Source organism: Burkholderia sola (genome assembly GCF_905400185.1).
In the GTDB taxonomy this organism is placed as follows: Bacteria; Pseudomonadota; Gammaproteobacteria; order Burkholderiales; family Burkholderiaceae; genus Burkholderia; species Burkholderia sola.
Window position 1 is genome coordinate 2,405,620 of the sequence record NZ_FR989676.1, and the last position, 19,709, is coordinate 2,425,328.

The window sequence follows — 19,709 nt, forward strand, 5'->3', positions numbered from 1 at the left end:
GGTTTTGTGAACGACTCTTGCAGGATCCGGAACAGTGCGCTCGCGGCCGCCCGGCCCTTGCGCGCGCCGCGCATTCCTATACTGGCGCCGAACTTTGGTTTCCCGTCCCACACGCAGGAGCTTCACCTTGAAAAAAACCCTGATCGCCGGCGCGTGCGCCGCCGCCCTGTTCGCGCCGCTCGCCCACGCGCAAAGCTCGGTCACGCTGTACGGCCTGATCGACGCCGGCATCGCCTATACCAACAACGTGAACGGTGCGTCGCAGTGGCGCATGGCGACCGGCACGATCAACGGCAGCCGCTTCGGCCTGCGCGGCACCGAGGATCTCGGCGGCGGCCTGAAGGCGCTGTTCGTGCTCGAGAACGGCTTCAACGCGAACAACGGCGGGCTCGGCCAGGACGGCAAGCTGTTCGGCCGGCACGCATATGTCGGCCTCAGCCAGGCCGGCTACGGCACGCTGACGCTCGGCCGCCAGTACGACACGATGGTCGACTTCGTCGCGCCGCTGTCCGCGACGTCCGGCGATTTCGGCGATACGGGCTTCGCGCATCCGTTCGACAACGACAACCTGAACCACTCGCTGCGTATCAACAACGCGGTCAAGTACACGAGCGATACGATCGCGGGCTTCAAGGTCGGCGCGCTGTACGCGTTCTCCAACTCGGCGAACTTCAGCGCGAACCGCGCGTACAGCGTGGCCGCGAGCTACACGAACGGCCCGCTGAAGCTGGCCGGCGCGTACCTGCAGATGAACGGCACGAAGGGCTCGACGAGCGCGAGCCCAGGCGCGACCGATTCGGCCGAAGCGAAAAGCCTGAACCAGGGCGGCTGGTCGATCGGCTCGGACCGCATGCGCAGCTACGGCGGCGGCGTCAGCTACGTGTTCGGCCCGGCGACCGTCGGCTTCGTCTACACGCGCTCGCAGTACGACAACACGGGCGCGTTCGGCTCCAGCGGCCAGATCGCGTTCAACAACTACGACGTGAACGTGCGCTATGCGGTGACGCCGGCCGTCAGCGTCGGCGCGGCCTATGTGTACACGGACGCCAGCGTGTCGAATCCCGACAGCAAGCACGGCAGCGATCCGAAGTGGCATCAGGCCAACCTGCAGGCCGTGTACAAGCTGTCGCGCCGCACCGACCTGTACGCGGAAGCGATGTTCCAGCATGCGTCGGGCCGCGGCTACCAGGCGTTCATCAACACGTCGGGCGGCGCATCGAGCACGGCGAACCAGGTGGTCGGCACGATCGGCATGCGCACGCGGTTCTGACCGGCATCGCGCGACGTCGTCCGCCTGCAGGAGCCGTGTGCACACACGGGTTCAGTAGCCGCGGGCGACGCCGCCAATGTTGTTGCTTCTGGAACGCAGCCCTCCTGGAATCGGGGTGTTTGCACGCGGACTCGCTCCGTAGACTGACGTCCAAGGTCGGCGCCGCGCGCAGCGTGTCGATCCGGCCACCCACCCCTTATTCAGGAGAACCTCGTGAAATCGCTCGTCGTTACCGCCGCCGCTGCCGTCCTGCTTGTCGCACCGGCCCTGTCGTTCGCCCAGCAGGCGAAGTCGCCCGTCACGCGCGCGCAGGTGCTGCAGGAGCTGATCGACCTCGAATCGGTCGGCTACAACCCGGCGCGCGGGGAAATCGGCAACTATCCGGACGACATTCTCGCGGCGCAGGAACGACTGCAGGCGAAGCGTCTCGCCGAACGGAAAGCGGCGCGGGCCGCCTACGGCCCGACCGGCGAGCCGGCAACCGAATCGGGCGCGGCGGCCAAGCCCGCGCTGTGACGGCGCGCGTCGCTCGCATCCAGCATGGATGGCGAATGACGCGGTTCCGGCATGGGCATGAAGCAACCCGCCGCGCGCCGATGCGCGCGCGGGGTCAAGGCGGCTTGCGCTCAGGCGGCCTGCGGTTCGCGATCGATCGCGTTCAGCATCTCGACGTCGCGCGCGATCATCGTCGGCACCTGTGCACGCAGCATCTCGACCCAGGTCCGCACCTTCGCATCGACGAAGCGGCGTGACGGGTACAGCGCATACACGTTCATCTTCTGCAGGATATGCGCGGGCAGCACGCGGACGAGCGAGCCGTCGCGCAGCGCGTCGATCGCCGAATACAGCGGCAGCATGCCGATCCCGATGCCGTCGCGGATCGCAAGCGCGAGCGATTCGGCGGTATTGGTCTGCACGGGCCCGGCGACATGAATCTGCTCGACGCCTTCGGGTCCTTCGAGCACCCATTCGTGCGTCGGAAACGCCGGCGTACACAGCGTCAGGCACGCATGCGCGGCGAGATCCTGCGGGCGGGCCGGCACGCCGTGCCGTTTCACGTAGTCGGGCGATGCGCACAGAATGCTGAACGTCGAGCCGAGCAGGTGCGACACGAGTTCCGAATCGGGCAGCGACGACGCGGTGACGACGGCCGTGTCGCTCGTGCCGTCGAACAGGTCGGGCATGCGCTGCGACAGCGACAGTTCGATCGACACGTCCGGGAATTGCGCGTGATAGCGCGTCAGCGTGGGCAATACATAGTGATGACCGACGCTCGCGAAGCTGTGCATGCGCAGCACGCCGGCCGGGCGCTCGTGCGCGCAGCTCGCCTCTTCTTCCGCGCGGTCGACGTCGGCGAGGATCTGGCGGCAGCGCCGCAGATAGCTTTCGCCGGCCGACGTGAGCGCGAGACGGCGCGTCGAGCGATTCATCAGACGGGTGCGCAAACGCGCCTCGAGCTCCGACACCGCACGCGACATCGCGCCCGTCGTCGAATTCAGCGATTGCGCGGCGGCGGTGAAGCTGCCCGTCTCGACGACGCGCGTAAACACCCGCATGTTTTGTAGGGTATCCATTCCTGTGAGCGACCTGTAGCGGAGCCGCCATTTTCCTCCACTGGATGCGACAGATTGTTACTCGGGCTGCAACTATCGTTTCCCCGCAACTGCGTTAATGCGCGGGCGCCGCGCTCCTACAATCGGCGCCTCACCAGTCGAACGGACCCGTTCGGACGCACCGCGGCACCTCGCGCGGGCGGCCTTGGGCCCCTTTTCATGAAGCCACCACCTGCGATCGCGCGACCTTCCATCGAACCGGCACGATGGAGGCGATGGCTCGATCCGCTCGGCAATGCGGCGCGCGACTGGGTCGTGACCGACGGGCTGATCTGGCTGCACCTCGCGAAAACCGTGCTCGCGGCGCTGCTGGCGATGGGCATCGCGATGCGTCTCGAGATGTCGCAGCCGCGCACCGCGATGACCACCGTGTTCGTGCTGATGCAGCCGCTGTCGGGGATGGTGTTCGCGAAAAGCTTCTACCGCGTGCTCGGCACGGCGGCAGGCCTCGTCGGCGCGCTCGCGCTCGGCGGGCTGTTCGCGCAGCAGCCCGAGCTGTACATGGCCGGCATCACGCTGTGGATCGGCGGCTGCATTGCGCTCGCGGTGCGCAACCGCCACTTCCGCTGGTACGGCTTCGTGCTCGCCGGCTACACGGCCGCGCTGATCGGCCTGCCGGCCGTGATGACGCCGCAGACGCTGTTCCAGTCCGCGCTCACGCGCGCCGCGGAAGTCGCGCTCGGCATCGCATGCTCCGGCGCGGTCAGCGCGCTGATCCTGCCGTTGAGTTCCGCGAAGGCGCTGATGCGCTCGTTGAGCGCGCGCCACGCGACGTTTGCGGCGTTCACGGCCGGCGCGCTGTCGGGCGACGTCGCGCGCGGCGATTTCGAGCGGCGCTTCGCCGATTTCGTCGACGACATCGTCGGCTTCGAAGCGAACCGTGCATTCGCGTCGTTCGAGGATCCGCACATTCGCGCGCGCAGCCGCCGGCTCGCACGGCTGAACAGCGAGTTCATGAACGCATGCACGCGGCTGCATGCGCTGCACCAGCTCGTCAAGCGGCTGCGTGCGAATCAGTCGGACGCGGTGCTCGACGCGCTGGCGCCGCACGTCGACGCGCTCGCACTGCGCTTCGCCGCATTGCGCGACGAACGCCAGCGCGGCATCGCGCCGGCCACCGGCGCGCTGCTCGAACTGCGCCGCTTCCACGGTGCATTGCCGAAGGCCGCGCGCGCATCGCGGCGAGCCATCGAGGAGCACGCGGCCGGCGGCCTGCTCGACTTCGATACCGCGATCGAACTGCTGTACCGGTTCATCGGCGAATATCTCGGCTACGTCGACACCTATGCGTCGCTCGACCAGGACGATCACGCGTTCGAGCGCTCGGTCACGCATTACGCGGTGAAAACCAATGCGTTCTTCGTCGGTTTCGCGTTCCTGCGCACGGTGGTTGCCGTCGGCGCGATGAGCGCGTTCTGGATCGCGTCCGAATGGCCGAGCGGCTCGCTCGCGGTGATCGCCACCGCGATTGCGTGCGCGCTCAGCTCGACGTCGCCGCGCGCGCCGAAGTTCGTCGCGCAGATGGGCGTCGGCGCGGCGTTCGCGACCGCCGTCGGCTACATCTTCCTGTGCTACGTCTATCCGAACATCGACGGCTTTCCGCTGCTGTGCGCGGCGCTCGCGCCGGTGCTCGGCCTCGGCGCGTTTCTCGCGATGCGGCCGGGCCTGTCCGGCTACGGGATCGGCTTCGCGGTGTTCTTCTGCCTGCTCGCGGGCCCCGACAACACGATCGCGTATACGCCCGAAGTGCTGATCAACAACGGGCTGGCGGTCGTCGTCGCGATGCTGGCGTGCTCGCTCGTGTTCGCCGTCGTGTTCCCGACGCACATGCCCTGGCTCACCGGCCGGATCGCGCACGACTTGCGCCGCCAGGTGACGCTTGCGTGCGAAGGCGCGCCGGACGGCCTCGCGCAACGCTTCCAGTCGAGCACGCACGACCTGATGGCGCAACTGCGTACGCTGCTGGTGCGCCGCACGCGGCAGCATCGCGATGCACTGCGCTGGATGCTGTCGACGCTCGAGATCGGCCACGCGGTCATCGACCTGCGCGACGAGCTGCACATGTTCTGCGCGGCGAGACCGCCGCAGACGCTGCGCTGGACCGGTTCGATCGAGGCGGTGCTGCTCGAACTGCCGCGCTTCTTCGACGATCCGACGCCCGCCCGCCATGCGCGCACGCTGAAATCCGTGAATCTCGCGATCCGCGCGGCTCAGCACGCGCTGCAGGCGTGGTACGCGGTGCCCGACGCGCGTCGCAACATGCAGCGGATCGTCGGCTGCCTGCACTTCATGCGCAGCGCGCTGCTCGACAAAGACGCGCCGTTCAACCGGCACCGCCATTGAAGATCGATGCGCGCGCAACGGGATCCTTGTTCCGGATGGAAATAAGCTCTACAGGCGCGGTGATTAATCTTTAAGCAGTGCGAGCCTATAGTTTCCTCACTGCCAGCGAGACTGGCACTCACCCAGGAGAAACAAAATGAAGCCGCTGCACCTCGCCCTCGTTGCCCTGTCGCTCACCGCTGCCGTCGCTCACGCGCAGCCGGCGCCGGCAGACGCCGCACCGCAACAGGCGAACCGCGCCGAGGCGATCCAGGCCGCCGGCCGCGTCGATCGTGCGCAATCGAATCAGGAAGACCCGAACGCGTGCGTCGGCCCCGTCAGCTTCTGCAACATCTACTTCGGCAGCTGAGCATGACGCCGCGTCGTCACGGCCAGGCCCGCATCGCCCGCACCGCATGCATGACGTGCGCGGACGGACGGCGGTCCGGCCGATCGCGGCCCGGCCGATCGCCGCATCGCCGTCCTACACCACGCCGCTTCGATTGAAGCGGCGCGTGCCGTTTCAGGCGCCGCGCCCCGGCCGCCAGCCTACTTCGCGCAACGCATCCAGCAAGCGCGCCGGCCCGAGCCCTTCGACCCGCACCCCGCGCGACGCGACGTCGCCGCCCGCAACCAGCGCATTCACGATCGCTTCCTCCACCGCTTCCGCCGCCGCGACGAACAGCGCGGAGATATGATCGTTGTTGACCATCCGCACGTCGGTGGTCGGCGTGCCCTTGCTGCCGTAGTTCACCGCCGGCAAGCCGGCGTTGCCGGTCGCGAACGCGAGGAAGATGTCGCCGCTCGAATCCTCGGTGCCGCCGCCGACGCGGGCGAGCCCGACACTCGCGCGCTGCGCGAGACGCGTGCATTGATGCGGCAGCAACGGTGCGTCGGTCGCGATCGTGACGACGATCGAACCCATGCCGGCCTCGCCTTTCGCTTCGGCTTCGCGAAACGGCGAATGCACGTGCCGCAGCACTTCGCCGACCGGGTAGCCGGCCACGCGCAGCATCTCGCGCACGCCGTAGTTCGCCTGCACGAGCGCGCCGACGGTCCAGCCGCCCGCATCGCTCGCCAGCACGCGGGACGCGGTGCCGATGCCGCCCTTGAACTCGTGGCAGATCATGCCCGTGCCGCCGCCCACGCCGCCTTCGGCGACCGGCCCCGACTGCGCGGCTGCCAGCGCGCGCTGCACGTGCGCGGCGTTCACGTGCTGCCCCCAGATGTCGTTCAGCAGTCCGTCGTAGGTCTCCATCACGACCGGCATGCACCAGTACACGCGGCCGGCCGCCGCTTCGCGTTCGTTCGCGACCAGCGCGTCGCGCACCGCGCCGACGCTGTGCGTGTTCGTATAGGCGATCGGCGTGGTCAGCAGGCCGGCTTCGCGAATCCATTCGAGCCCGGTCGCGTCGCCGTTGCCGTTCAGCACGTGCACGCCCGCGAAGCACGGCGAATCGTGCGCGGCACCCGCGCGCGGCTCGATGACGGTGACGCCGGTGCGGATCGATGCGTCGCCGTTCTCGACGTTCAGCGTGCAATGTCCGACCCGCACGCCCGGCACGTCCGTGATCGCGTTGAAGCGGCCCGGCGTGCCGAGTCCGATGCGGATGCCGAGATCCCTCGTGCGCATGATGCGATTCCTCCTGTCTTTCGATGATTCGGTGTATCGGTGATGCACGGAGTCGAGCCGATGCTCAGAGCGCGCGGAATGCCGCGCTGTGGCGCGCCCATACGACGTACATCACGAGCGCCGCGACCAGCAGCCCCGCGATGATGATCAGGTCGGTCGGCTTCGTCGCCGTCGCCAGCGTCGTGTAAAGCGTATACGCGGCGCCCGCCACCGCGACGAGCGGCGTCACGGGCCACAGCGGCATCCGGTAATGATGCTCGACGTCGCGGCGCACGAACCGGCTCGCGAGCGCGGCCAGCCCCACGACGAGGTAGATCAGCAGCAACAGGTCGACCGTGAATGCGGTCAGTTCATCGAGGCTCGACACGAACTCGAGCCCGGCCGACGGTATCGCGAGCGCGATCGTCGCGAGCCACGGCGATTCGAGGCGCGGATGGATCGTCGAGAACGCGCGGTTGCAGGTGCGCGACCACAGCGCATGCCGGCCGCTGCTGTACAGCAGGCGGCCCATCGCGATCACGATCGCGATGATCGCGTTGAACACCGACAGGAAGATCCCGCCGCTGACCACGCGCGACACGGCCGGATTGCTCAGCGAGCGCACGACATAGCCGATCGGATCGGCGCTCTTCGTCAGTTCCGTCAGCGAAGGCGCGCCGAGCACGATCGCGGTGAGCGGCACCAGTTCGACGGCGAGGATCACGAGCAGCGAATAGATCACCGCCTTCGCGACGTTGCGGTTGCCGCCGCGCAAGTCCTCCGCGAGATAGGCGGCCGAGCCGAAACCGTTGTAGCAGAAGATCGCGGTGCCGATCGCGGGCACGATGGCCGCGAGCGTGGCCGGCACGAGCGCATTGCCGCTCGCGACGACCGGTGCGATCAGGACGTCGGCGCCGCGATGCGGCGACCCGAAACCGAGCCCGGCGATCAGCATCAGCACGCCGATTTCGACGACCAGGAACGCGCCGGTGATCCACGCATTCGTCTTGATGTTCAGCATGCCGAGCAGATAGCTGAGCAGCACGATCGTCAGCGCGACCGACTGATTGCCGAAGTGCGTGCCGAGCGCGCTGTTCAGGTACGGCGCAGCGCCGCTCGCGAGCACGGCCGGGATGAACACGCTGACGGACAGCACCGTGATGAAGGTCAGGTAGCCGGGCAGCGTGCCGAACACGCGCTTGGCCATCACGTATTCGCCGCCCGCGCTGCGGTGTGCGGCGCTGAGTTCCGCATAGCAGAGCGCGAATGCCAGCGCGAGCACGCCGCCGAGCACGAACGACAGCACCGCGCCGCTGCCGGCCTGCTGGATCGCGAACGGCGCGATCACGAAGATCGAGCTGGCCGGGGTCACGCCCGATACGGTGATCATCACAGCGTCGCGCACGCTGAGCGTCTGCGACAGCGCGCGCGGCGCGTCTTCCGTTGCAGAGGCCGCTTGCAGCGTGCCCGTCGATTCCGACATCATCGCCATTTCGTGCTCCTTTGTTCCTTTGCCGCCTTTTTTTGAACACCCATACTCGGGCCCGATTGATTGCGTGGCAGTCTAGGAAGCCAATTTCAGGACCGCTATTCCCCCTTCGTGTTACGCCCTTCCGGTGGTGGTATGGATCGTCTCTTTTCCGAAATCGCGATGCACCAGGCGCTCGGCCGCGCGATCGATCATCTCGGCCAGCCGCGCTTCTGGCGGTTCCTCGTGCTGCTGCTCAACGAAATGGCGCCGTTCGACAACGCGCTCGCGACCGCGATCGGCCGCGACGGCGTGCCGCTCGTGCTCGACGAATACGACACGGGCGGCGCCGACACCGCGTCGCCGGTGCCGCTTTACCTGAACGGGTTATATCTGCTCGATCCGTTCCTGCAGGCCGCGCACGACGGGCTCGCCGACGGCTGCTACCGGCTCGAGGAAGTCGCACCCGACCTGTTCCGGCAGAGCGAATATTTCCTGAGCTATTTCCGCGACGCGGTCGGCGACGACGAGATCCAGATTCTCGTGCGACCGAACGCCGACACGCTGCTGTCGCTGTCGCTCGGTGCGTCGACGCGCTTCGACGTCGAGCCGCTCGGCAAGCTGACGGCCGCGATGCCGTGGGTGCTCGCGGTCATCCGGCAGCATTGGCGGCTGGTGGGCGATGCCGCGCGCGCCACGCCCGACGCGGACCTCGGTGCGCGCGTCGAGCAGGCGCTCGCGCGCTTCGGCGCGGGCGTGCTGACCGATCGCGAGATGGCGATCGCAAGAATGGTGCTGCGCGGCAATTCGTCGAAGGCGATCGCGGAGCGGCTCGCGATTTCACCGGAGACGGTGAAGGTGCATCGGCGGCACCTTTACGCGAAGCTTGGAATCTCGTCGCAGCCTGAGCTGTTTTCGCGGTTCATTCGGGCGCTGGGGGAAGACGATGCAGCCGGTTGAGCGGCGCGCACGCCGTCAACCGGCGACGCCCCGGCGGGCCGCCCTGCGCGGGCGCCTCGCGACGGCGAAACGTCAGCTTCGCGCCGCGCGATTGCATTCACCTGCCCGACTCGACGAACCCGCCATCGGGCGCCGGGTGCGGCACATACCAGCCGAAATACACCTCGGCCTCGACAAGCCGGCCATCGCGCACGCGCAATCGTTCGGCATTGCGGAACCGCCTGTCGGCGGTCGTCACGGCTTCGTACACGACGTACACGTATTCGCCGTGCACAGCGACGTCGACGAACTCGAAAGCGGCGAGTATCGCGCTGTTCGGCCAGCAACGTGCGAGATACGCATCGCGATCGAGTCGGTTGTCGAGCGGGCTCGTGAAATGGAAATCCGGCGCGATCAGCGCTTCGATCGCGTCGCGGTCCTTGTCGACATACGCGCGATAGCTGGCGCGCGCAACATCGCCTGGATCCTGAAGCATCGTCGTCCCTCCCGGAAGGATCGGCGCGAGCCCGGCTCGCGCTGACGAAGATATTCCGGCGGAATGCGCGCGATGTCATCCACGCAAACCCGTATCGGGGTCGTTGCCGCCGCAACTCACGCCCGGCGCGGGCGCGGGGACGGATGCCGAATACCCGGGCACGACGACGATCGTCGCGCCGTTGCGCGCCGCGTGCGTGCCGCCGATATGCCCCCCATCTTCTCGCAGCACCGCCAAAAACCGCCTATCGTGAATAAGGCGCTCCGTTCGCCGCCATTCGCCCCGCCGCGGCTCGCGCGGGCCGGCAGCGACGGCGCCGTGCTCCGGCACCATTCATCGCGATTCCGGCGCACGCTCGCCCGTGCACGCAATCGCGGCCGCCCACCGGATTATCAGGAGGCACTCATGAAAGCCGCGCTGCTCGTCAGCTCCGCCCTGCTCGCCATTGCGTCAGCTTCGGCCACGGCCCAGGGTTCCATCACGAAGGAAGAAAACGGCGCACTCGTCGCCGCGAACGGGATGACCGTCTACTCGTTCGACAAGGACAAGCCCAACGCCGGCACCAGCGCCTGTTCGGGCCCATGCGAAACCCTCTGGCCGCCGTACAAGGCCAGCGCGACCGACGTACCGGTCGGCCCCTACACGATCGTCAAGCGCGACGACGGCAGCCCGCAATGGGCATACAAGGGCAAGCCGCTGTACTTCTACTCGAAGGACATGAAACAGGGCGAACGCAACGGCGACAACTTCAAGAACGTGTGGCACGTGGTCGCGCCTTGAGCCGGCTTGCGCCGCGTTCCGCGCGTTTCGCCGGGACGTGAAAAAGCCCGCCGCCGATCGTCGATCGGGGCGGGCTTTTGCGGCTTTGCACGTCGCGCCGGCTGCATGCGGCCGGCGCGCGCGTCAACTCAGCGGTTCGACGGGAAGCTGAACACGGTCCCTTCGCGCACGCCGGCCGACGGCCAGCGCTGCGTGATCGTCTTGCGCTTCGTGTAGAACCGCACCGCATCCGGACCGTACGCGTGCAGATCGCCGAACAGCGAACGCTTCCAGCCGCCGAACGAGTGATACGCGACCGGCACCGGCAGCGGCACGTTGATGCCGACCATGCCGATCTGGATGTTGTCGCTGAAGTAGCGCGCGGCCTCGCCGTCGCGCGTGAACAGGCACGTGCCGTTGCCATATTCGTGCGCGTCGATCAGCGCCATCGCGTCGTCGAGCGACTTCACGCGGATCACGCCGAGCACCGGCCCGAAGATCTCGTGCTGATAGATCGGCATGCCGGGTTTCACGTTGTCGAACAGGCACGGGCCGAGGTAGTAGCCGCCGTCGTGGCCGTCGACCTTCACGCCGCGGCCGTCGACGACGAGCGTCGCGCCCGCTGCCACGCCCGCTTCGACGAAACCCGTCACCTTCTCGAAATGCTGCTGCGTGACGAGCGGGCCCATGTCGACGCCCGCGCCGTTGCCCGGGCCGACCTTCATCTTCTCGATCTCGGCCTTCAGCCCCGCGACGACCTGGTTGCCCGTTTCGTCGCCGATCGCGACGACGAGCGGAATCGCCATGCAGCGCTCGCCGCACGAGCCGTACGCGGCGCCCATCAGCGCGTTCACCGCGTTGGGGATATCGGCATCCGGCATCACGACCGCGAAGTTCTTCGCGCCGCCGAGCGCCTGCACGCGCTTGCCGTGCGCGCAGCCGGTCGAGTAGATGGTTTCGGCGATCGGCGTCGAGCCGACGAAGCTCACGGCCTTCACGCGCGGATCGGTCAGGATCGTCTCGACCGCTTCCTTGTCGCCATTCACGACGTTCAGCACGCCCGGCGGCAGGCCGGCTTCGAGTGCGAGCTCGGCCATGCGCAGCGTCGACGACGGCGTACGCTCGGACGGCTTCAGCACGAACGTGTTGCCGCACGCGACGGCCATCGGCCACATCCACAGCGGCACCATCACCGGGAAGTTGAACGGCGTGATACCGGCGGCCACGCCGAGCGCCTGGAACTCGCTCCACGAATCGATCGCGGGGCCGACGTTCTTGCTGTGCTCGCCCTTCAGCAGTTCGGGCACATAGGACGCGTATTCGACGTTCTCGATCCCGCGCTGCAGTTCGCCCATCGCGTCGGCGAGCACCTTGCCGTGCTCGGCCGTGATCAGCGCGCACAGCTCTTCCGCGTGCTCCTCGAGCAGCGTCTTGAAGCGGCTCATCACGCGGGCGCGCTTCAGCGGCGGCGTGTTGCGCCATGCCGGGAACGCGGCCTGCGCGGACCCGATCGCGGCTTCGACGGTCAGCTTGTCGGCGAGCGCGACGCTCTTGTGCGATTCGCCGGTGGCCGGGTCGAACACCGGCTGGACCCGGCTGCCGCCGTCGACGCGCTTGCCGTCGATCAGGTGGCCGACGGTGGAGGTCACATTGCTGTCGTGTTTCATGTGTCTGACTCTTGCTTGAATTCGGTTATGGCCGGAAGCGAGCGCGGGCTCAATCCACTTCGTTCAGCGCGTCGGACAGCGCGTTCACGAGATTGTCGATCTCGCGCTTCTCGGCGATGAACGGCGGCGCGAGCTGGATCGTGTCGCCGCCGTAGCGCACGTAGAAGCCCTTCGCCCAGCAGCGCATCGCGATCTCGTACGGGCGCCGTGCCGGTTCGCCGGGCAGCGCGGCGATCGTCAGGCCGGCGGCCAGCCCGTAGTTGCGGATGTCCGTGATATGACGCTGGCCCTTCAGCCCGTGCACGGCCGCCTCGAAATGCGGCGCGAGATCGCGCACGCGGGCCACCGCGTCTTCCTTCACCAGCAGGTCGAGCGCCGCGACGCCGGCCGCGCACGCGACCGGGTGCGCCGAATACGTGTAGCCGTGCGGGAATTCGAGCATGTACTCGGGACCGCCCGCGGCCATGAACGTGTCGTAGATTTCCTTCGTCGCGATCACGCCGCCGAGCGGCTGCACGCCGTTCGTCACCTGCTTCGCGAAGTTCATGATGTCCGGCACCACGCCGAAGGCATCGGCGCCCGTCATCGCGCCTGCCCGGCCGAAGCCCGTGATGACCTCGTCGAAGATCAGCAGGATGTCGTGCGCGGTACAGATGTCGCGCAGGCGCTTCAGATAGCCCTTCGGCGGCACGACCACGCCCGCCGAACCGGAGAACGGTTCGACGATCACGGCCGCGATGTTCGACGCGTCGTGCAGCGCGATCAACTCGAGCAGGCGGTCGGCCAACTCGGCGCCGTGTTCGGGCATCCCTCGCGAGAACTTGTTCTCGGCCAGTTGCGTATGCGGCAGGAAATCGGCGTCGAGGCCCTGGCCGAACAGCTTGCGGTTCGGCCCGATCCCGCCGACAGAGATACCGCCGAAGTTCACGCCGTGATAACCCTTCTCGCGGCCGATCAGGCGCGTCTTCGTGCCCTTGCCCTTCGCGCGCCAGTACGCACGGGCCAGCTTCAGCGACGTGTCGGCCGCTTCCGAGCCCGACCCCGTGAAGAACACGTAGTCGAGGCCGGCCGGCGTCAGCTCCTTGATCTTGTTGGCGAGCTCGAACGATTTCGGATGGCCGAACTGGAAGGCCGGCGCGTAGTCGAGCTGCGCGACCTGGCGGCTCACCGCTTCGACGATTTCCGTGCGGCCGTGACCGAGGCCCGTGCACCAGAGGCCCGACAGGCCGTCGAAGATCTTGCGCCCTTCGCCATCGGTGTAATACGCGCCCTTGCCCGATACGATCAGGCGTGGATCGGCCTTGAACTGGCGGTTGGCGGTGAACGGCATCCAGTGCGCGTCGAGCCAGGCGGCGTCGGTGCGGAGGTTGGTTTCGTCGTGCTGCGCGGTGGTGATGTCGGTCATGTCGGTCGGCGCGGCGCGCCCCTCCTTCTCGTATTGATATTGCGCATTGTCGGGACGCCAATTAGTCTTTTGAATATCGCAATATCAATGTTCACTTGCGCAACTATGCAAGCAAAGAAACCGAAGAGCCGCGCGTTGCTCGGGCAGCTCAGCGACATGGATCTCCGCCTGCTGCGGGTCTTCAAGGGCGTCGTGCAGTGCGGCGGGATGGCGGCGGCCGAACTGGAACTGAATATCGGCATCTCGACGATCAGCCGGCACGTGAAGGATCTCGAAACGCGGCTCGGCCTCGTGCTGTGCCGGCGCGGCCGCGCGGGCTTCACGCTGACGCCCGAGGGGCAGACGGTGTACGAGGAAACGCTGCGGCTGCTCGCGTCGATGGAGGCATTTCGCAGCAGAATCGACGGGATTCACGACAAGATGGGCGGAGAACTGCACATCGCGGTGTTCGACAAGACGGCGACCAACCCGCATGCGCGCCTGGGCGACGCGATCCGCCAGTTCGCGGACGAGGCGCCCGACGTCGCGCTGAACCTGCACGTCGCGTCGATCAACGAGGTCGAACGCGGGGTGATCGACGGCAGCTACCACGTCGGGATCATTCCCGCGCACCGCAACTCCGGCAGCCTCGTGTATTCGGCGCTGTTCGACGAACGGATGCTGCTGTACTGCGGCCGCCAGCATCCGCTGTTCGACGCGCCGCACGGCAAGCTCACGTGGACGACGATCCGCCACCACGCGTTCGCGGGGCTCGGTTTCCATTCGCCGAACATGGAGCTGAGCCATCGCGCGAAGCTCACGCGCAGCGCGACCGCGTCGGACCAGGAATCGATTGCAACGCTGATCCTGTCGGGCCGCTATCTGGGCTTCCTGCCCGATCACTACGCGGAAAGTTTCGACAACAAGGGGCTGATGCAGCCGATCGCGCCGCACCGGTTCAATTACCGGTGCCGGTTCGTGAGCCTGCTGCGACGCTCGCCGCAGCCGTCGCGGGCGGCGCTGCTGTTCCAGACGTGCCTCGAAGCCGCGCATGCGGCGGTGTTGCCGGCGGCGTAGCGGCGGCTTCGTTCAGGCCCCATCGTCGGCCGCGCGCGGCTGCGCGCGCTCGCGCGTGACGAAATGGGTCGCGACGAGCGCCGCGGCAAAGCCCGACGCCGCACCGAGGCCGAGCGCCCAACGCGGGCCGAGATGGTTCGCGACCCAGCCGGCCACCGGCGCGCCGATCGGCGTGCCGCCCAATGCGACCGCGAGGCGCAGCGCCATCACGCGGCCGCGCATCGCCGGCTCGGTGGAGAGCTGCATCAGGCTGTTCGTGGAATTCATGAAGGTGATCGCGGCGATGCCGGTCAGCACCAGTGCGGCCGCGAACGACCAGTAGCCGGGCGCCAGCGCGGCGAACGTGCAGCCGAGCCCGAACAGCGCCGCGCCGATCCACAGATGACGAAACCGCGGCTGCTCGCGGCGCGCGGCGAGCAGCGCGCCCGAGATCGTGCCGACCGCCATCATCGACGACAGGAAGCCGAACCCGCGCGCATCGACGTGAAACACGCTGGCGGCCATCGTCGAAATGAACAGCGGGAAATTGAGCCCGAACGTGCCGATCAGGAACAGCATCACGAGGATCGCCGTCAGGTCCGGGCGATGCCATACGTAGCGGAACCCGTCGAGCAGGCTGCCGCGCGAGCGGCCTGCCCGCACGTTCGCGCGCAATTCGTCTTCCCGAAGCCGCGACAGCGACGCCAGCACCGCAAAGAAGCTGAGCCCGTTCGCGAGAAACGCCCAGCCGGTGCCGACCGATGCGATCAGGAAGCCGGCCGCCGCAGGGCCGACCATCCGCGCGGCGTTGAACGACGTCGAATTGAGCGCGACCGCGTTCGCGAGTTCGCGGTCGCCGACCAGTTCCGCAACGAAGGTCTGCCGCACCGGCGCGTCGAACGCCGACGCGCAGCCGAACAGGAACGCGAACACGTAAACGTGCTCGAGCCGCACGGCGCCGGTGACCGTCAGCACGCCGAGCACGAGCGCCAGCGCGCCCATCAGCGCCTGCGTCGCCATCAGCAGCTTGCGCTGGTCGAAGCGGTCGGCCGCGTAGCCGGTCCACGGCAACAGCAGCAGTTGCGGGCCGAACTGCAGCGCCATCACCGTGCCGACCGCCGATGCGTCGTGATGCGTGAGCTGCGTGAGGACGAGCCAGTCCTGCGCGGTGCGCTGGATCCACGTGCCGATGTTCGACACCAGCGAGCCGATCGCCCACACGCGATAGTTGAAGCTGCGAAGCGAGCGGAACACGCCCGCGGCCGGCACGCTCATCGCCGCTCCCGGTCGGACGCGTTGCCGCCGTGCAGTTCGCCGAAATGGCGCGCAAGGAACAGCCCCAGCACGAGGATGCCGAGGCCGAACGCCGCCGCGTCGGCCGTGATCTTCAGGTCGAAATCGCCGGCCCGGCGCACGAGCGCATAAGCAATGACGAGGTTCACGACGCCCCACACCACGTTCACGGTCGACGACGACAGTCCGCGCCCGGGCGGATGTGCGAACGGTGTCTGGAACGGCTCGCCGCGCAGCCCGCTGACGAGATGCGGCGCGGCATTCGCGAGAAACGCGCCGCCGAAGAAGTACGACACGAGATGCAGGAAGTTCATGGGCGAGCCATCCTTTCAGCGAGCGGGTCGATACGGTTTACGAACGCGCCGGGTCCTGGAATTCGGCGAGCCGCTGCAGCAGCTTCACGGCCGCCGCGAGCTCGGCCTGTTCCGCCGCCGACAGTTGCGCGTGCAGCGCGCGGAACAGCCAGTCGTCCTTGGCCGCGCGGTTCGCTTGCAGCACCTTGCGGAAACCGGGCGTGAGCGCGATCAGCGTCTGCCGGCCGTCGGTCGGATCGGGCGCGCCGGCGACCGCGCCGAGCGCCTCCAGCGTCGCGACCGTCACGCGCATCGACTGCGGGCGCACGCTTTCGGCGCGTGCAAGCGCCGATACGGTCGCCGGGCCGTCGCGATCGAGCCGCAGCAATACCGATTTCTGCGACGACGTGAGGTCGTTCGGATGGGTCTGCTCCCGCATCCGCCGCATCAGCTTGCCGACCGAGATGCGGAGGTCGCCGGCGAGACCGGCCAGGGGGAGAGTGTCGGGGGGAGACGATGGCGAGTTCATCAATTCAAGATAACACATCGACAGTCAAACTGTACAGTTTGACTGTATATTTCATCGTGCAAGGAGCCGGCTGTCGCCCCCGTTTTCGGCACGCGGTCGTGTCCCCCGTTCGGCCGCGCGATCCGCCTCTGCGATAATGCGGGCTTCCCGTTTCCACCCCGCCTTCCGCCATGACGCAGCCGTCCGCCCCGCTCTCCACCGACCTGCCGCCGATCTCGTGCCTGCCCGGCGACGCGCTGCCGTGGCTGCCGATGAGCGCCGACCTGCCGGGGCTCGCGATCAAGTACCTGCACATCAATGCGGCCGAGGACACGCTCACCGCGCTGCTGAAGATGCCGGCCGGCGGCACGCTTCCGCGCCATCGGCACGACGGCGAGGTATTCGTCCATACGCTGCAGGGTGCGTGGCGCTACCGCGAATACGACTGGGTCGCGCACGCCGGTTCGACGGTGCTCGAACCGGCCGGCTCGGTACATACGCCGGAAACGCTCGGCGCGCCGGGCGAGGATGTGATCACGCTGAACGTGATGCGCGGCGACCTCGTGCTGCTCGACGACGACGGCCGCGAAACGGCGCGCGAGAACTGCCGCGTCGCGCTGCTGCGCCAGCGCAAGCATGCGCGTACGGCGCCGGATGCGGCCACGGCGTTCGTTACGCGGTAAGACTCGAGATAGGCGTCGGCGCGATCCGCGCGATGCGGCCGCACCCGGTTGCCAGGATGGCCACCGGCGTACTTCGCACGCGTCGCCGACCGCCCCGCTCGTTATCGAAAACGCCTGAAAAACCGCCGAATATCGTCGGCCAGCAAATCCGGCTCCTCCATCGCCGCGAAATGGCCGCCGCTCGGCATGTCGGTCCACTGCACCACGTCGAATACGCGTTCGAGCCAACTGCGCGGCGGGCGGCTGATTTCCCTCGGGAAGCGCGCGAAACCGACGGGCACCGCCAGGCGTTGCCCGGGGGTAAACCGCATCGGCTGCAGCCGGTTCTCCCAATACATCTGCATCGACGAGCCAATGCAGCCGGTGAACCAGTAGAGCGAGATGCCGGTCAACAGCGTGTCGTACGAAAACCGCCGCGCGACGTCGCCGTCGCAATCGCTCCACGCACGGAATTTCTCGGCGATCCACGCGGCCAGCCCGAGCGGCGAATCGTTGAGCGCGACGGCCAGCGTCCGCGGCTTCGTCATGTGGACGTGCGCGTACCCGCCTTCCAGCGCCGCCCAGTCGCCGCGCTGCTTCAGGAACGCCTGTTCGTCGTCGGTCAGCGGCCGCGCCGCGTCGATCGGCGGTTCGTAGCTGCCGGGCAGATAGTTCAGATGGATGCCGTCGACCACGCCCTCGTGCCGCGCGCCGAGCGCGACCGACACGCCCGCGCCCAGGTCGCCGCCCTGCGCGCCGAAGCGTCGGTAGCCGAGGCCGGCCATCAATTCCGCCCAGCAGTCGGCGACCTGGAGCGCCGATGTACCGGGCACCGCAGGCGCCGGAGAAAACAGGAAGCCTGGTAGCGACGGCGCGACGATGTCGAATGCGTCGTCCGGATCGCCGCCGAACGCGGCCGGATCGCACAGGCGATCGATCAACGCATGGAATTCGAATACGGAACCGGGCCAGCCGTGCGTGACGACGAGCGGATAGGGTTTCGGGCCTGTGCCGCGCCGATGCACGAAGTGCACGCGCCGGCCGCCGACGTCCGCGACGAACTGCGGCAGCCGATTCAGCGCGCGTTCCGCCGCGCGCCAATCGAAGCCGTCGGCCCAGTACGCGGCCAGCTCATGCAGCCACGCGCCGTCTACACCCTGCTGCCACGGCTCGGCAGGCGCCAGGTTCGGCGGGCGGGTGTCGTGCAGACGTCGACGCAGGTCGTCAAGTGCTTGATCGGGTATCGCAATGTCGAACGGCTCGGCGTGCATCGTGTCTCCTCGCGAAACATGTCGACGGGATTCTGCGCGATTTTCCCGACCGGTGCTGGCGGCGTACGGCTGCGCCCGTCAGCCCGCTTCCCGCTCGCCCGCCCGCGCATCGCGCCGCAGCGCCTGCGGCGGCACGCCGAACCCGCGCACGAACGCGTCGCGCATGTGCCGGCGGTCGCGAAAACCGTTCTCCTTCGCGATCACGTCCAGCGGATGGCGGCTCTGTTCGATCATCAGCCGCGCCGATTCGAGCCGCAGCCGCTCGATTGCCTTCGCCGGCGACTGCCCGGTTTCGAGCGTGAACACGCGGCTGAACTGGCGCGGGCTCAGGTGCACGGCCTCGGCCAGCTCCTCGACGGTCAGTGCGCGGCCGAGATTCTGCCGCGCGTAGTTGAGCGCGTTCTGGATCCGGTCGGATTTCGGCGCCAGCTCGAGCATTTCCGAATGCTGCGACTGGCCGCCGGCCCGGCGCTGATGCATCACCAGCTTGTGCGCGACCGAGCGCGCGGCGTCGGCGCCGAGGTCCTTTTCCACCATCGCGAGCGCGAGATCGAGGCCGGCCGTCATCCCGGCCGACGTCCAGATCGGGCCGTCGACGATGAAGATCCGGTCGTCCTCGACGCGAATCTCCGGGTAGTGCCGCTGCATGTCGCGGCCGAACGCCCAGTGCGTGGTCGCGCGGCGCTGCGCGAGCAGCCCGGCCTCGGCCAGCACGAACGCGCCCGTGCAGATGCCGGCGATCCGCCGCGCCTGCCCGTTCGCGCGGCGCAGGTAGGCAACGACGCCGGCCGGCGCCGGCGAGGCGAGCGGATCGTTGACGCCCGCGACGATCCACGTGTCGACGCCGAGCCGCCCGCGCAGCGCGCGCGTGGCGACCGGCAGCCCGAGCGACGAGCGCACGTCGCCGCCGTCGACCGAATAGCTGTCCATCGCGTAGAACGGCGCGTCCATCCCCATGTTCGCGTACTCGAACACCGACTGCGCGGCGAGCGCCATGATCTGAAAGCCGTCGCTGATCAGAAAGCCGATTCGGTGCATCCGCGTTCTCCGGTTTCGTGCCGATTGGCCCCGATGTCCGAAATCATACCCATCTACG

20 protein-coding genes are annotated in these 19,709 nt (G+C 67.9%); 8 read left to right on the forward strand and 12 right to left on the reverse strand.

Annotation, left to right across the window (positions count from 1 at the left end; genetic code table 11):
• Positions 1 to 127: 127 nt before the first annotated feature.
• Both KR541_RS27210 and KR541_RS27215 read left to right on the forward strand, forming a co-directional pair.
• Positions 128 to 1,270 carry a porin gene (locus tag KR541_RS27210; RefSeq protein ID WP_050011004.1) on the forward strand — a complete coding sequence of 381 codons (1,143 nt, stop codon included), beginning with the start codon at positions 128 to 130 and terminating at the stop codon, positions 1,268 to 1,270.
• 213 nt (positions 1,271 to 1,483) lie between these two features.
• The gene (locus tag KR541_RS27215) at positions 1,484 to 1,786 is read left to right on the forward strand and encodes a DUF4148 domain-containing protein (RefSeq protein ID WP_050011003.1); all 303 of its coding nucleotides are present in this window, start codon (positions 1,484 to 1,486) and stop codon (positions 1,784 to 1,786) included.
• Between the two features lie 110 nt (positions 1,787 to 1,896).
• On the opposite strand, the gene KR541_RS27220 is transcribed toward KR541_RS27215, so the two are convergent.
• Positions 1,897 to 2,844, reverse strand: a complete 948-nt coding sequence (locus tag KR541_RS27220; protein ID WP_050011002.1) for a LysR family transcriptional regulator — start codon at positions 2,842 to 2,844, stop codon at positions 1,897 to 1,899.
• Positions 2,845 to 3,042: 198 nt separating this feature from the next.
• Between KR541_RS27220 and KR541_RS27225 the strand changes: the two genes are divergently transcribed.
• The gene (locus KR541_RS27225) at positions 3,043 to 5,226 is read left to right on the forward strand and encodes an FUSC family protein (protein WP_050011001.1); all 2,184 of its coding nucleotides are present in this window, start codon (positions 3,043 to 3,045) and stop codon (positions 5,224 to 5,226) included.
• Positions 5,227 to 5,362: 136 nt separating this feature from the next.
• On the forward strand, positions 5,363 to 5,575 hold the full coding sequence (locus KR541_RS27230; RefSeq protein WP_050011000.1) for a hypothetical protein: 213 nt from the start codon (positions 5,363 to 5,365) through the stop codon (positions 5,573 to 5,575).
• Positions 5,576 to 5,728: 153 nt separating this feature from the next.
• Here the strand turns inward: KR541_RS27230 and KR541_RS27235 are convergent, their stop codons facing one another.
• Positions 5,729 to 6,838, reverse strand: a complete 1,110-nt coding sequence (locus tag KR541_RS27235; protein ID WP_050010999.1) for a DmpA family aminopeptidase — start codon at positions 6,836 to 6,838, stop codon at positions 5,729 to 5,731.
• 64 nt (positions 6,839 to 6,902) lie between these two features.
• Complete coding sequence (locus KR541_RS27240; RefSeq protein ID WP_050010998.1) at positions 6,903 to 8,309, reverse strand: APC family permease; 1,407 nt, start codon at positions 8,307 to 8,309, stop codon at positions 6,903 to 6,905.
• 132 nt (positions 8,310 to 8,441) lie between these two features.
• Here KR541_RS27240 and KR541_RS27245 point away from each other — a divergent pair, with 132 nt between their 5' ends.
• The gene (locus KR541_RS27245; RefSeq protein ID WP_050010997.1) at positions 8,442 to 9,245 is read left to right on the forward strand and encodes a helix-turn-helix transcriptional regulator; all 804 of its coding nucleotides are present in this window, start codon (positions 8,442 to 8,444) and stop codon (positions 9,243 to 9,245) included.
• 97 nt (positions 9,246 to 9,342) lie between these two features.
• Here the strand turns inward: KR541_RS27245 and KR541_RS27250 are convergent, their stop codons facing one another.
• Together KR541_RS27250 and KR541_RS27255 are read right to left on the reverse strand one after the other, a co-directional pair.
• On the reverse strand, positions 9,343 to 9,720 hold the full coding sequence (locus tag KR541_RS27250; RefSeq protein ID WP_050010996.1) for a nuclear transport factor 2 family protein: 378 nt from the start codon (positions 9,718 to 9,720) through the stop codon (positions 9,343 to 9,345).
• 75 nt (positions 9,721 to 9,795) lie between these two features.
• Entirely contained in the window at positions 9,796 to 10,053 is a 258-nt protein-coding gene (locus KR541_RS27255; RefSeq protein WP_150123282.1) for a hypothetical protein, read from the reverse strand.
• Between the two features lie 72 nt (positions 10,054 to 10,125).
• On the opposite strand from KR541_RS27255, the gene KR541_RS27260 reads away from it, so the two are divergent.
• Entirely contained in the window at positions 10,126 to 10,500 is a 375-nt protein-coding gene (locus KR541_RS27260) for a COG4315 family predicted lipoprotein (RefSeq protein ID WP_050010995.1), read from the forward strand.
• 128 nt (positions 10,501 to 10,628) lie between these two features.
• Here KR541_RS27260 and KR541_RS27265 read toward each other — a convergent pair whose 3' ends face one another.
• Both KR541_RS27265 and aptA read right to left on the reverse strand, forming a co-directional pair.
• Complete coding sequence (locus KR541_RS27265) at positions 10,629 to 12,146, reverse strand: CoA-acylating methylmalonate-semialdehyde dehydrogenase (RefSeq protein WP_050010994.1); 1,518 nt, start codon at positions 12,144 to 12,146, stop codon at positions 10,629 to 10,631.
• A gap of 49 nt (positions 12,147 to 12,195) precedes the next feature.
• On the reverse strand, positions 12,196 to 13,551 hold the full coding sequence (gene aptA, locus KR541_RS27270) for an omega-aminotransferase AptA (protein WP_050010993.1): 1,356 nt from the start codon (positions 13,549 to 13,551) through the stop codon (positions 12,196 to 12,198).
• Positions 13,552 to 13,656: 105 nt separating this feature from the next.
• Between aptA and KR541_RS27275 the strand changes: the two genes are divergently transcribed.
• A complete protein-coding gene (locus tag KR541_RS27275) occupies positions 13,657 to 14,607 on the forward strand; it encodes a LysR family transcriptional regulator (protein WP_050010992.1) in 951 nt (316 codons plus the stop codon).
• Between the two features lie 12 nt (positions 14,608 to 14,619).
• On the opposite strand, the gene KR541_RS27280 is transcribed toward KR541_RS27275, so the two are convergent.
• The 3 genes from KR541_RS27280 to KR541_RS27290 are packed head-to-tail and all read right to left on the reverse strand — an operon-like array spanning position 14,620 to position 16,719.
• A complete protein-coding gene (locus KR541_RS27280; RefSeq protein WP_050010991.1) occupies positions 14,620 to 15,861 on the reverse strand; it encodes an MFS transporter in 1,242 nt (413 codons plus the stop codon).
• Positions 15,858 to 16,193, reverse strand: coding sequence for a hypothetical protein (locus KR541_RS27285; protein ID WP_050010990.1), 336 nt, complete (start codon positions 16,191 to 16,193; stop codon positions 15,858 to 15,860). The genes KR541_RS27280 and KR541_RS27285 overlap by 4 nt, the downstream gene beginning before the upstream one ends.
• A gap of 37 nt (positions 16,194 to 16,230) precedes the next feature.
• Positions 16,231 to 16,719 (reverse strand): MarR family winged helix-turn-helix transcriptional regulator, encoded by a 489-nt coding sequence (locus KR541_RS27290; RefSeq protein WP_373452499.1) that lies wholly within the window; start codon positions 16,717 to 16,719, stop codon positions 16,231 to 16,233.
• Positions 16,720 to 16,871: 152 nt separating this feature from the next.
• Between KR541_RS27290 and KR541_RS27295 the strand changes: the two genes are divergently transcribed.
• Positions 16,872 to 17,363, forward strand: a complete 492-nt coding sequence (locus KR541_RS27295) for a 2,4'-dihydroxyacetophenone dioxygenase family protein (protein WP_050010988.1) — start codon at positions 16,872 to 16,874, stop codon at positions 17,361 to 17,363.
• 101 nt (positions 17,364 to 17,464) lie between these two features.
• Here the strand turns inward: KR541_RS27295 and KR541_RS27300 are convergent, their stop codons facing one another.
• Together KR541_RS27300 and KR541_RS27305 are read right to left on the reverse strand one after the other, a co-directional pair.
• Positions 17,465 to 18,613 (reverse strand): epoxide hydrolase family protein, encoded by a 1,149-nt coding sequence (locus KR541_RS27300; RefSeq protein ID WP_089489342.1) that lies wholly within the window; start codon positions 18,611 to 18,613, stop codon positions 17,465 to 17,467.
• A 78-nt stretch (positions 18,614 to 18,691) separates the two neighbouring features.
• On the reverse strand, positions 18,692 to 19,651 hold the full coding sequence (locus tag KR541_RS27305; protein WP_050010986.1) for a GlxA family transcriptional regulator: 960 nt from the start codon (positions 19,649 to 19,651) through the stop codon (positions 18,692 to 18,694).
• Positions 19,652 to 19,709 lie beyond the last annotated feature (58 nt).